The organism is Rhodopirellula islandica, from assembly GCF_001027925.1.
GTDB lineage: Bacteria > Planctomycetota > Planctomycetia > Pirellulales > Pirellulaceae > Rhodopirellula > Rhodopirellula islandica.
Window position 1 is genome coordinate 1 of sequence record NZ_LECT01000028.1, and the last position, 13,510, is coordinate 13,510.

At 57.5% G+C, this 13,510-nt stretch carries 9 protein-coding genes; 7 read left to right on the forward strand and 2 right to left on the reverse strand.

Translation table 11 applies throughout. The features are described 5' to 3' along the window. Nucleotides 1-593 precede the first annotated feature (593 nt). The 6 genes from RISK_RS13675 (at nucleotide 594) to RISK_RS13700 (ending at nucleotide 9,330) form a co-directional block, all read left to right on the forward strand. A complete protein-coding gene (locus RISK_RS13675; RefSeq protein ID WP_047815047.1) occupies nucleotides 594-2,201 on the forward strand; it encodes a DUF1549 domain-containing protein in 1,608 nt (535 codons plus the stop codon). Between the two features lie 146 nt (nucleotides 2,202-2,347). Beyond that, nucleotides 2,348-3,616 (forward strand): DUF1501 domain-containing protein, encoded by a 1,269-nt coding sequence (locus RISK_RS13680; RefSeq protein ID WP_047814880.1) that lies wholly within the window; start codon nucleotides 2,348-2,350, stop codon nucleotides 3,614-3,616. Between the two features lie 19 nt (nucleotides 3,617-3,635). Further along, nucleotides 3,636-4,157 carry a sigma-70 family RNA polymerase sigma factor gene (locus RISK_RS13685; protein ID WP_047815048.1) on the forward strand — a complete coding sequence of 174 codons (522 nt, stop codon included), beginning with the start codon at nucleotides 3,636-3,638 and terminating at the stop codon, nucleotides 4,155-4,157. Next, complete coding sequence (locus tag RISK_RS13690) at nucleotides 4,154-6,154, forward strand: hypothetical protein (RefSeq protein WP_047814881.1); 2,001 nt, start codon at nucleotides 4,154-4,156, stop codon at nucleotides 6,152-6,154. Before RISK_RS13685 ends, RISK_RS13690 begins: the two co-directional genes overlap by 4 nt. 35 nt (nucleotides 6,155-6,189) lie before the next feature. Continuing rightward, nucleotides 6,190-7,980, forward strand: a complete 1,791-nt coding sequence (locus tag RISK_RS13695; RefSeq protein WP_047814882.1) for a DNA methyltransferase — start codon at nucleotides 6,190-6,192, stop codon at nucleotides 7,978-7,980. 753 nt (nucleotides 7,981-8,733) lie between these two features. Next, on the forward strand, nucleotides 8,734-9,330 hold the full coding sequence (locus RISK_RS13700) for a hypothetical protein (RefSeq protein ID WP_047814883.1): 597 nt from the start codon (nucleotides 8,734-8,736) through the stop codon (nucleotides 9,328-9,330). Between the two features lie 36 nt (nucleotides 9,331-9,366). Here the strand turns inward: RISK_RS13700 and RISK_RS13705 are convergent, their stop codons facing one another. After that, nucleotides 9,367-10,434, reverse strand: coding sequence for a UbiA family prenyltransferase (locus RISK_RS13705; RefSeq protein ID WP_047814884.1), 1,068 nt, complete (start codon nucleotides 10,432-10,434; stop codon nucleotides 9,367-9,369). Continuing rightward, nucleotides 10,434-11,639 (reverse strand): hypothetical protein, encoded by a 1,206-nt coding sequence (locus RISK_RS13710; protein ID WP_047814885.1) that lies wholly within the window; start codon nucleotides 11,637-11,639, stop codon nucleotides 10,434-10,436. Before RISK_RS13710 ends, RISK_RS13705 begins: the two co-directional genes overlap by 1 nt. A 306-nt stretch (nucleotides 11,640-11,945) precedes the next feature. On the opposite strand from RISK_RS13710, the gene RISK_RS13715 reads away from it, so the two are divergent. After that, on the forward strand, nucleotides 11,946-13,301 hold the full coding sequence (locus RISK_RS13715) for a hypothetical protein (protein WP_047815049.1): 1,356 nt from the start codon (nucleotides 11,946-11,948) through the stop codon (nucleotides 13,299-13,301). Nucleotides 13,302-13,510: the final 209 nt, after the last annotated feature.

A 13,510-nucleotide genomic window follows, 5' to 3' on the forward strand; every position in this document is an offset into this window, starting at 1 on the left:
GCGTACCCCCGGAAAACGAGTTTCCATAAAACTCTCCATCCCGCCGTGGCCAATGGCCACGGCGGGATGGAGAGTGGCGGCGTGGGGGGGGCGTGTCCATCGGTGGCGCTATCGCTTACCGACGGCTACCATCTGACATCCCTACCGGGATGAGAACTTGCGCGAACGAATACGCTCCACAACACCAAACATTCCGCGGTCCAGGCTTCCGCCCCGAGTTACCGATGTCGTCCCCTCTGTGGCGAACAAAGCGCAGCAGAAACGGCTGGCTCCAAGTCCGATTGTGACGCCCCCGGATCAATTCTCCTTTCCCACAATCCCTCTTGGATTGGTGGCAGCGGCCCAGATTGGACTAAAATGGAGGTTGGTTGTCTGAGGATGAATCAGCCTCCAGCGGGTACATTTCCTGCGGGTAGCCGTTCTATTCTTGTCTCGCGTCGCTTCCAGCCCGCCCGCTCATTCTTTTCTGACGATGAGTGGCCCAAGGCTTTTGCTTCGCACTTCTCGTCTAACTTCGCCGAGCGTTTTTCATGAAATCGATCGTTCTGTCCCTTTCCGGGCTGTTGATCGCGGGATCTCTCGCTTGTTCTTCCATGGCTTCCACCGCCTCGGCGGCCGGTCCTGCCGTTCCACCTCAGGTGGTGATGATCAACGAAGCGATCGAGCAAGTCTGGCGAGACTTTTCGATTCGTCCTGCCGCGGAAGTCGACGATGCGACTTGGTGCCGACGCGTTTACTTGGACGTGATTGGGCGAATCCCCTCATTCGAAGAACTGTCGGAATTCGTGGGTGACCGCGACTCGAACAAACGAGCCGCACTCGTCGATCGCTTGCTCAACGACGACCGTTACACCGAAGAGTATGCCAACCACTGGTCGACCGTTTGGACGAACCAGTTGATCGGCCGCAGCGGTGGCACCGATCGCCGTGACTTGACCAACCGCACCGGCATGCAGAAGTACCTCCGCGATAGCTTCGCAGGAAACAAAACCTACGACCAACTGGTGTATGAACTGGTCACCGCCGAAGGATCGACCACCCCAGGTGAACCGAACTTCAATGGCGCGGTCAACTTCTTGGTCGACAAAGTCAATCAAGAAAAAGGCACGCTCGCGACCAGCAGCGTTTCGCGGATTTTCTTGGGACAACAGGTCCAGTGCACCCAGTGTCACAACCACCCATTCAACCAATGGAAACAACAGAAGTTCTGGGAGTTCAATGCGTTCTTCCGCCAGACCCGATCTCTGCGCCGGTTCGTTGATGGAACACGAGATATCGAGTCGGCCGAATTGGTCAGCCAAGACTTTGCTGGCGAAGCCAACGACCCCGAAGACGCACTGGTGTTTTATGAACTGCGAAATGGTTTGCAAAAGGTCGCCTACCCGGTCTTCACCGATGGCACCGAGATCGAAAAAAGTGGCTTTGTCGAAGACGTCAATCGCCGCGAAGAACTCGGACGTCTGATGCTGCAGAGCGAGTACCTGGACAAGATGATCGTCAACCGAATGTGGTCGATGTTCCTTGGCTACGGCTTCACTCGTCCAATCGATGACCTGGGCCCACACAACCCTTCGTCGCATCCCGAGCTGCTCGACAACCTCGGCAAGGAATTCCGCAGCAGCAGCTACGACCTCAAAAAGCTGATCACCTGGATCACCCTCAGCCGTCCCTACCAATTGGCATCGACGATGAGTTCCAGCAACGAGATCGACGACCCAACGATCGGTGAATCCCCCAAATTCTCGCGGTTCTACTTGCGTCAAATGAGTGCCGAACAGCTGTACGCGTCGATGGTCACCGCCAGCAACGCGCAGTCCAAAGGCAGCTATGAACAACAGGAAGCAGAACGTCGTCGTTGGTTGTCGCAATTTGTCGTCGCCTTTGGAAACGACGAAGGAACCGAAACAACCACCTTCAACGGTTCGATCCCACAAGCCTTGATGTTGTTCAACGGTGACTTGACGAAGAACGCAATCAGCCTAGAAGCCGGTTCGTTCCTGGACCAACTCAGCCAGTCGGGACGTTCGCCCAAAGACCGTGTGACGCGATTGTTCCTCAGTGGTTTGGCACGTCGTCCAACCAAAAACGAAGTCACGATTGCCAGCAAGTTGTTGGTCGCTCGCAAAGGCGATGAGCCTGAAATGTTGCAAGACATGTGGTGGGCGATTCTCAACAGCAACGAATTCATCATGCAGCACTGAGCTGCCTGATTTCACCCTCAGACAGGACCCCGGCAGCGATCACTGCCAGCGTCCCAATCTGAAAACGCCTGATCTGACATCGCCCAATCCGAGGGTGGCTCTCATGCCGCCACGAACCGATCACCTTTTCTTTCCCGGAGTTCACCATGGATCTTTCCACCCCCAACGGCATGACGCGTCGTCACTTCATGAGCCACTTGGCTGGGTCATCCGCCGCGGCCGCGGCCGCGTGGACTTTGGGCGGCAACATCGCTGCGCAAGCCGACGAAATGCGACGCAATCGCAAGTCCGCGATTTTGCTTTGGATGGGTGGCGGTCCGCCCACGATTGACATGTGGGACCTGAAACCAGGTGCTCCGACCGGCGGTCCCTTCCGCCCGATCTCGACCACCGGCAACGCTCAAATCTGTGAGCACATGCCGATGATCGCCCAACAGATGAAACACCTGTCGGTCGTTCGCAGCATGTCGACACGAGAGGCCGACCACAGCCGCGGCAGTTACTACATGCACACGGGCTACGTTCCCAACCCCAACATCGAACACCCCAGTTACGGCAGCGTGATCGCTCATGAGTTGATCGATCAACGTCCCGCATTGGAGATTCCTCCCTTCGTTTCGGTGGGTGGCGCCGGTGCCGGTCCTGGGTTCCTGGGGATGGCTTGGTCGCCATTTTCCGTGACCAGCAACGGCCGTGTTCGAAACCTCAAGATGAACCTGGATGACGATCGACTGCTGCAACGCATGGCGGCCCTCAACATGATCGAAAGCGGGTTCGCCAAACGCACGCGTGACACGCCCGCCGCCGAGCACGCAAAGGTGCTGGGCAAAACGTTGGATCTGATGACCAGCGAACAAATGGAGGCGTTCCGCGTGGAGAAAGAACCCGACGAAGTCAAAGAACGTTACGGCACAGACAACTTCGGCCAAGGCTGCTTGCTAGCCCGTCGCTTGGTGGAAGCCGGTGTGCCGTTCATCGAAGTCGACCTGGGCGGCTGGGATTTGCACAACGACAACTTCACAGCACTCAAAGACAACAAATTGCCAACTTTGGACCGAGCGATGAGTGCTTTGGTGGAAGATCTGGCTCAGCGAGAATTGCTGCAGGACACCGTTGTGATGTGGATGGGCGAATTCGGCCGAACGCCTCGAATCAACGCCAATGCTGGCCGAGATCACTTCGCTCGGGCGTGGTCCTGCGTCGTGGGCGGGGCGGGAATCAAGGGCGGGTTGGCCGTCGGCGAGACAAATTCCGACGGAACCACGGTTGAGACGGAACCCTATAGCAGCGAAGATCTGATGACGACGGTCTGCAAAGGCCTGGGAATTTCAACCGAAACCACCTTCACCAGCAACAACGGACGACCGATGAAAATTGCTGGTGGCGGAAAGCTCATTCGTGAATTGGTGGCCTGAGATCCAGGCCAATGGATGCGTGAGTGAACTTTCACCAGCTGAATTGGTTGTCCGCCACCAAGATGGAATTTGGCGGTATTTGCGACTGCTCGGATGTGACTCCGCCACGGCGGACGATTTGACGCAGGAGACGTTTCTGCGTGTACTTCGACGAGACAACTTCGTTCAACATTCAGACGAAGCCACTTCAGAATACCTTCGCCGCACGGCGTACAACCTCCTCGTTTCATACCACCGAAAGTTCGGACGGATCCGACTTTCTGATTCACCTGAGTTGCTGGACGAAAGTTGGCAACGATGGGCGGGCAAGGATTTGACGGGCAATGAAACCGTCGAAGCCCTCCGAGAATGCATGGAGGGACTGACCGAACGTGCTCGCGACGCCTTGGCAATGCGTTTCGTTCACAACACACCTCGCGTGCAAATTGGTGAAAACCTGGGCATTTCCGACCACGGAGCCCGAAACCTGATGCAGCGAGCGAAAGCACAACTTCGAGAATGCGTGGAAGAAAAACTCCGCGCTGTGACTCAACCATCATGAATACAAACCCTTCCCCCGCCGAACCGCACGAGGATCCCCCTCGGAACACTGGCCCTGACTCCCAGGGACCGGACTCGTTGCGCGAGGACGCGATGCTGGACCTGCTGATCCAGGAAGCTCTCGGTGGTCCCACACCGTCCGATCAAACCGGACTCATCCTGCGACGACTGGCGGACGAAAACGCGGGGTCAGAATCCAAACTCGCGGGTTCCAAGAACCAATCCGCTTCTCCCGTTGCCGAGCACTCCTCCCAACCTTCGCTGGCCACGATCCTGATCGGCATCGCCGCCGGATTGTTGCTGTGCGTCGGAATCGCCGTGGGCGTGAAGTACCGATCCGGGGTGGCTCTGCAAGCGATCGCCGAGGAGGCGACCGACAACGCCGCGCCATCCGTGCCCACCCCGTCTGCTGTGGTGGAAAGCGAAGACGCGTCCCCACAACCCAAGCCTGCTCCCCGAAAACGTGCTCAACCAATCGAGTTGGCTGGTGATCCTTCGACCACCCTCGATGACGATCCAGGCTCGCTCTCGCCCGAGTTACCAAGTCAGCAAGACACCCAATCGGCTTCACCATCCGCCGCGGTTCCGTCAATCACCTTGGTTTCGCAGAACATCAACTCGCGTTGGCAGTCACACTGGAAACGCCTGGGCGTCAGCCCCACGCCTTCGCGTGAAAAGGAATCGATTCAACAGGAACTCGCTGACCGCTTGGGTCTGGTGATTCCCGTCGATGCGATCGGCGATGCCAAAGCCATTCGAACAGCGATCGCTAACCCATCGAATCGCCAAGCGATCTCGAAGCGGTTGTTGACCGCGATCTTGGGAAAGAATTCCAAGCACCAAGATGCCTCTGAAAGTCTCAGTGAAGTGCTGAAGAGCGGATCGGGTGCCGATCGCTTGATCGCCGCTTGGATGCTCCCGTCGAAGGCCGATTCCAACCCCAGTCCGGACGAAAAATCGGACTCCTCGAAATCGGCGGCGACCCCGTGGATTCGAATGTTGCAACCGACGGACTTGCACGAAGTCACGGTCAAGACAGCAGCTTTGACCAGTCACAAGGATCTGCGTTGCCAACGCTGCCACGATGTTCCCAACTCCGGTGACGAGGTTCCAACGCAAGCCGATTACTGGACCGTCGCAGCAGGACTGGCCCCACTGCTGAACCCGTCGCGAGCCAACAAGGATCTCTTCTACGACACCCTGGACGGACGTCGTCAATTGGCGAAGCGCCCCTCCCAAGAAGAATCACGGGCCTGGTCCGACAACTTGGTTGGCTCACGGGACTTGGCGGAGGGCATCGTGTCGACCTTGTTTGCAATGGTTCACGATTCGCCGTCCACGACCAGCCCGTTTGATCTGTCGGTCGCTTCGGCTGCCTCCGTCCCGTCCGAGACGCTTCGCCCACTGGTGGATGATTTGATCGCCAGTGATTTCGACGTGCTTCGCAGCCTGTCGATTTTGTTGTCCGATGCCGTGATGACTCGCTCGGTTCCCGATGCGATGTCGCCACAAGGAGTTTTGATCGCCGACGATCAACAATGGTCCAGCGCGGTGTCCGCCGTCCACGCGATGGCGGCTCGATCTCCGTTTCGGCGTCCTGGATCCGCTCAGCGTCGGTTGCAAGTCGCTTTGCTCGATGCCAAGCCAAACTGGCCGGGCGACAGCGGTCGCGACACGTTGCTGGCTCAGCCCCTGGGCAGCGAATTGTCCGCCGATGGCACGCCCTCAAACTCGGAAAAGCGTCGTCCTGAAAAGAACGGGGATCGCAAAACCGCGGTCGCCGCGACGGGGTATCCCATGCGATCCTCGATGATTGTTCCCGCGTGGATTTCTCAGTTGCCGGATTTCGACAGCCGCTTGGACCACGTCGCTCATTTGGCCGGTCAACTGAAACTCAACCCCTCCGAACGCGAACTGGCACACCAGGCCCTGGCATCGGGCGACGACGAGGCGTTGATCTTCGAACGGTTATGGTGGATCATCCGGCCCAACAGTTGATCGATTGTGGCCCGTGAACGGATCTGAATGTTTGTATGACCTCTCCAGCCTTCGGACAAATTCACGTTTCAGATTGCGTCGAGGGCATGGCGAAGCTGCCAGACGGCTGCATCGACCTGGCTTTTGCCGATCCACCGTTCAACATTGGATACACCTACGACGTCTACGATGACTCGTTGGAATCCGATGAATACCTGCAGTGGTCCGAAAACTGGATTCGCGGCGTGCACCGTGTTCTGGCCGATGATGGAGCCTTCTGGCTGGCGATCGGAGACGAATACGCGGCCGAACTGAAGGTGCTGTCGCAAAACATCGGCTTCCAGTGCCGCAGTTGGGTCATCTGGTACTACACCTTTGGCGTGCACTGCAAATACAAATTCACGCGGTCACACGCCCATTTGTTTCACTTCGTCAAAGACGAAAAGCACTTCAAATTCAACGCCGACGATCCAGCCGTGCGAGTGCCTTCCGCCCGGCAATTGGTCTACAACGACCGCCGCGCCAACAGCAAAGGCCGGATGCCCGATGACACTTGGATCCTGCGGCCCCAGGACCTGCCCTACGGCTTCACAGCCGATGAGGACATCTGGTACTTCCCTCGAGTCGCGGGCACGTTCAAGGAGCGTGCTGGGTTCCATGGCTGTCAAATGCCCGAACAGTTGCTCGGCCGCATCGTCCGGGCCTGCAGCGACCCCGGCGACAAAGTGCTGGATCCCTTCAGCGGCAGTGCCACCACCGTCGCTGTTGCAAAAAAGCTCGGTCGTGAGTTCATCAGTTTTGAGATGAGCGAAGAATATGTTTCGCTCGGAAACGAACGTCTCGAACAAATTCGTGTTGGCGATCCGCTCACTGGTGCCGCAGACCCTCTTCGCAGCGCCCCCGCCACCAACGGCAAGAAGAACGAAACCAAGGCGGAAAAGCTAGCTCGCGAGGAAGAAGAACGCCAACGCTGGGCAACCCAACAGGTGGGGCCTCAGATGGAATTCCAATTTGAAACCATGCGTGCGATGACCGATGGCGAACTGATCAACGCCTTCCGAGACATCCATGACGGCCACTCCGTCGATCGGGTGCTGCTCGATCCGGTCCTCAGCGATCGCCTGGAAACCGCGTGTCGCCGGATCTCCGAACGCGAACCCGCCGCGTCCCGACGTCAGCGACTGATCGAACTGCGCGCGTCCGGTGCACTGACCGCCGAAGGCATTCACACCGTGCGTCCCACCACGATCCCGACGACCACACTGGAACGATTCAGCTACGCCGCTGAATTGGCGTGGTCCAAACTCGCGCAGCATTACCCCGAACACAGCTTGGACGATATCTTCACCGATCCCAAGTTACTCGAAGAGTTTGATCGCGAAGCGTTGCTGCATGCGGCTGACGCCGATCCTATGACACTTCGTTGGTGTGCGACCCAACTGCGATCATGGGCCACCGCGGCTCGCGAGAACCAACCGAGTGAAGACGCACCAGAGCACTCGCCCCCAAAGTTCTCAGCAGCCAAAAACTGGACTGCCACCTCCGGGCCGAGTTCGAAAAGCGGCTCCGCAAAAGGCGGCCTGTACCAGGTGCTCGCCCGAGACGATTCCGTGTTGTTCGTGGGCGAAACCTCCGACTTCGCCGTTCGGTTTGGCGACCACCTCGCCAGCGAATCGGCAGAACGGTTTTGGCGAAACGAGGCCGGTGGCCAACCCAAAGTCCGCACCGCCCAACTTGAAAACCACGAAGGCCCCGAACGTCGACTCGCTCTTTGCCAATGGCTGCAAGAAAATCCGGCGACCTCACGGAACCTCGTTTCCTTGTGGAAGGATCTTATCGAAATTTAGTGACAACGATCCAGGATGTGAGATTGTTCAGACATTGTCTTGGTTCAGAAGGAACGGGAATTTGCGTTTCTGCGAGTTGAACATTGTGATGGCTTCCTGCCGGTGAATTCGGGCATCCTGCCCGAAAGATTTTTCGCATGATGGGAGAATCGAAGGGAAGAGTGACGGCATCTTTCGAGACCGCCGCCCTTCGATTTTTCACTCGGCGCGGCGCTCCGGCTGCTCCGCAGCAGGGCTCTATCCTCCGACCGAAGCCTTTGCAGTTTCTTACATAAGCGTGTCGTTTTCGCTTTTGCTGACAACGACGCGTACGGGCCTCCTCCAACTTGCGATCACGCTATGCAACCTCCGCTGGTTGGAATGGCACGCGATTCTTCGTTACCCGGCTTGTCGATATTGCTGTAGTGTGGCCACTCTTGTCCGACATCCGCAACTTTGACGGGCAAGAGTGCCCCTCCTACACGCGTTAAAACCTCGTTGACGACTCAATCGACAAGCGGTAACGCTTCGGGTTAAGATTAAATCAACAGGCCGCTAAGCAGGTCGGCAGGAATGATCGGGCATAGTCATGTGAGCCGTTTGGGCGTTAGCCCCGGTTGCACGTGGGAGCAACGACGCTTACCGAAACAGTCCAAATGCCGAAAGGCTCCTGCCGACCTGCTTCAACGCAAGCGTTCGCAGTGTCTCAAATTCAATCGGCGTAGCGCAGTCGGCTTTGATAGCTCAGCCCACTTAGGTTGCGATAACGAACGAATGAAAAATGTCACAATCGCTTTACTTCTAGCGATCGCTACGATTGCCTCCGCTTTTCTTGTTCGATCGCATCGTGAAAACCTCTTGTTGAAATCGGAGGCTGCTAAATTTGCGGAAACCGTCGAGTCCTACGAATGTTTAGTTGAAAGTCGAAATGAGAACTTGGCTCATTCCCGGCTCGGTACGAGCGTGCTTTGTCGACTGGCTTTGTCGGGAACCAACAACGACGTTTTCGATTTTCTTGACATGACACCGGTCGGATCACTGAATTGCAAGGTGATTGATTTTCCTGAATCGCCAGAAACAAAACTGCTCTGGTATAGTCAGAAGCGGGAATATGAAGAAGGAAAACCGATTTCTGTTCGGGAATCCCAAGCTCTCCGAGAAGAGGCCAAGTCCGTTTTGTTCGTTGTTGATTTCAAATCATTTGAGATTGTCGACCACGTGACGATCAAGAATTTCACTGGGGTATCAATACTCAGTGGGGTATTAATACAAGGTCCCTCTCCCTATCAATGTCGAGTGAGCTGCAATCTACCGAATGGAACGCCGGTCGAATACAAGGTTTTACCGACCGGGTTTGAACAAATTCAATAGTTGCCGGGGAGTCGTTGCCATTCGTACTGACACCTTTTACGTCACTCGGAAGCGGCGGGCGAGCCATGTGGAGGGGATCACGAGGGCGAAGACGCAGAGCGAGGGGATGGCTCCGGCACCGAGCATGGTGATCGCGGCCATCAAGGGAATGATCGCCATGATCGCGGACTTGATTGTGAGCTGAATGCGTTTAGGAGACGGGGATCGCCAGGCTGTCCAGCCTCTCGCAAGCGTCGGCACGATCATCAAGGCAATCGTGGCGGGAAAGATCAGCACGGGGTCAATTTGCCAACCACGGGTCCAATCCACTGGCACGTTCGCGGCCAGGAAGAGGCTGGCAACACGAGGGGCGAGCGCGAGCACCAGGCCGCCCAATGTCATCCCAAACCAGCCCCACGGAAGGTGCAGGCTGCGATCACCGATCGCTTCACGACGGGCGAACGTGGTGACCCCAGTGATGTAAAGTCCCATGCCGATTGCAAACGCGAACGAGACGGGTGTGATGTGCATCCAAACGGGCTCGCCGAGGACGGACACACGTCCCTGCCATTGCTCCGCAGGGATCACAGAATGAGCCGCCGTTGATCCCAGCAGGAAGCTCAACACGCGGCACCCACCCATCAACACGGAGGCGATGGGAGTGCGTTTGAAGGGGCCATCGTAAGCGACAATGCAGATGCTCAAGAGCAACGCGATCACACCTGGGACGGTGCCGATCAAAGCAGCCAAAACCATTCCCGCAACGAGCAATGCCCAGCCGACCCGCCGAGCATCCGCCAACCGAATCTCGCGGCGCGGGAGCGGCCGTTCGCTGCGTGCTCGGCGATCAGCGCGGATGTCAAAGACATCGTTGAGCACCATGCCGCCCCAGTACAAGGCGACTCCTGAGGCAACGACCAACGCCAAGAATGGCCAAACTGAACCAGCACGGTCATCACCCGATCGCAACCAACCGCTGGCGCCCAGCACCAACAAGAACGCGGCCGACACATCGGCGACCACCGTGAATCCGTTGGGCAGTCGAACGAGTTTCGCCCAAGAGAACAAACGCGTTCGGAGCGTGGCGTTGGCAGGAAGCGAAGAACGTGATGACTTGGGATTCATTAGCGCCGGAGCATTCGACTTTGACGTTCCGTGATCGCGATCCCGTAACGGGACAAGTAGCGATCGGTTTCGTTGGTGAATTCGACGTCGAGGTCTTGGTTTTCAAATCGAAAGCGACCGATCGGCGGAGGCGAGATCGGACGCAGCGAATACAGCTCAATCAAACTGATCAAAGGGCAATTCTGCATTCGTTGGCTGGATGTTCGCGGGACCGACGTGGAATCGTCAACCACACTGGTTTCGCTCGCTCGAGAATCTTGTTGGCTGGAAGGTTGGCCGCTTGGGTCTTGTTGTCCCGCCGCTGAAGACTCGTCATCGTTTTCGGAAGCTGGCTGATGGGCTGGGTCGCCCCAGTATTCGATTCGCAGCGGCAGGCCTTTTCCGAAATCGGTTTCAGGATCATTGTTCCGCGCGATCAACACCACGACTTGCGTGGGGCAGAGTTCCGGCCAACTCGTCGTGCCGAACTCTTCCAAGCGTTGAGCGCGCAGATCGTCACGCAACGTTCCCTTCACAATCCAAACGTCACGGCCTTCGAGCTGGCCGGATTGCAACGTCAGGTCATGTTCCGAGGCAATGGTGTCCATCATTTCCGTCCACCCGCCGACTCGGACGCTGGGTTTCATCGTGGTCGGAACCGCTGCCCCTTGCGAGCCACGTCCCATCAGCGATGCGAGTGAGTCGTTGACCCATTGGTCCAAGCGTCCCACATCCACCCGCCGCAAGGAAACTTGTTCCCCGATCTGTTCGCGGGTCCAAGCCAATCGCCCGTCGCTGACTTGTTGCAGCGTGTGTTTTCCCTCGCCGTCGAGCATCGTGACTTGCAAATTGAACTGGCCGGTTCCCTGGCCGGCTTGTTCGTAAGTCCCCACACCCAAAATTTCGCGGCCGCTGACCCAAACCCGTTGGCGAACTTTTGCATCAAACGCGGGTCCGTGACCGATTCGTTGGACTGTCTGAGCGATCAATCGGTCGGCAGGACCATTTGTTTTGGGCTCAATCGAATCCGCACCCCAGGCCTGAATTTCATTGCAAACCGCCGTCGCGAGGCCGCCCAAAAGGAAGCAGGCGAAAAGGCATCCCGCCAGTATTCCCAGTGTTTTCCGGGGTATCAGGCGACTTGCCAAGCTCCGTCGACTGGCGTCAGCAGCACCGTCGCTGTGCGGGTTCAGACAGTCAAAGCAGTCGTGCGGGTGAATCTTCATGGGGAGGTTATGACGATTTTGCCAAAGAAATGCCCTCTCGTGTGCCGATGAGCTGAGCAGTGACTGATCCTGACAGAACAGTTGCGGGGAAGAAGGGCCGATCCTAGGTCGTTTTCCCGCTTCGCGTCCAGCCAGATCTGGTCACAACTGAACACCACTGACTTTCCATTTTGATTTGATTCAACGATTGAATCACAACCAGTTCTTGTTCCACGCTGCGTGAAACCCGAACGAGTCGCTTGTCGACTCGTCCGATTCATGGCAAGTGTTGGGGGAAGAACCCAGCGACCCAAGACGGGGGAAAAGATGAAACGAATCGTCACTCATTTGGCGCTTGCGGCGGCCACGGCGATCCTCGCCACCGGATGTGTGCCGGTTCGCCACAACCTGCCTCCAGAACAGCGGATGATGCAACCAGGCCCAGGCGTCGGAGGCCCCGGTCCCGGTGTCTTAGGCCCACAGGCCTACGGCATGATGGGAGCCAACGCTCCTGCGGCTGCAACAGGCACAGAAGGCATGATCACTGAGGGAGCCATCGACGGCGTCCTCGGCGAAGTGCCTTCGAGCATTGTCCAGGCAGGACAGAACAACCCCGAAATTCAGCAAGTCGGTTTCCGTCAACTCGCCGGTGGCGATTGCGGATGTGGCGGCAGCTGTGGTGGCGGCGGATGTCTCAGTGGCGGATCGAACATTCCTCCTGGCGGCGGCGTGGCAATGATGCCACCACCCGGCATGATGCCTGGGATGGTTTCGACCGCCCAGGTCACTTTTGGCAACCCAGATGGCATGCAAGTTCGCTATGACCAATCCGGTGCCGGCATGTTCGACAGCGAACCCATGGTGGTTCCCGCTCGTCAGAACTTCCCACAAGGCGGTCTGTATCGCCTGAAGCTGACCAACATTCCTAGCCGTCCCGGTGTGGAATTGTACCCCACCGTTGAATTGGCCTACGCCAACCCACGGACCGGTGCGTACTTGGCTCACAACTCGGTGCCGATCCAGTTCACCGAAGAAGACTTCGACCAAGTCTTGACCGGTAACTTCGTCACCAAAGTCATCTACCTACCAGATCCCGAGTTCCAAGGCCCTGCTTTGGCCGGTATCGACACGCTTGTCAGCACCCGCCTCGATCCAGGCATCGACCCAATCGTCGAAGCCGACCGTCGCGGTAGCATCTTGGCGATCATCCGTTTGGGTGACAAAGACATCGAGATGGCTGGCGGCAACGGTGGCATGGCAATGGGCGGCATGATGGGTCCTCCGATCGCTGGCTTGCCCGCTCCTTTCGCTCCGGCAATGACCGACGGATGCGGCGGACCAGGTGCTGGCAAATCGGGCACACCGATGGGAATGCCCGGCATGATCGCTGGTGTCAACGCTCCTCAGTATGGGATGCCACACACTGGCACGCCGATTGGATTGCCTGGACCACCTCACATTCCATTGGGTGCTCCAGCCGGTTTGAAGAAGCATGTGATCCGCAACCACACTCACATGAACATTCCACAACCGGTTGAGAAGATGCGAATCGATGTTCGCCAGCAACCTGGCATGAGCTACCCCAACCCGGTCAGCCGTGTTCGGATCACCGAGCAGAACATCAACCCAGGCGTTCCAAACGGTCGGCCTCTCTACGACAAGGCCAGCCAAGGCGTTTACTAGTCAGTAACGTCCGAATTGGAAAGCCGGTGACAACCGAATGCAGTCAGGCTCACGGGCCTGACTGCTCAGAACCACGACGCGGTGTTTTGCTTCGGCAACGCACCGCATCGTCACTGCCCAGCGCAAGTGGCGTTCCCGAAAAGAATGAGCAACCGCTCAGAGCAAAATACCGCTCAGGGCAACTTTCGCAGCTGCCCGAGAATGAACAT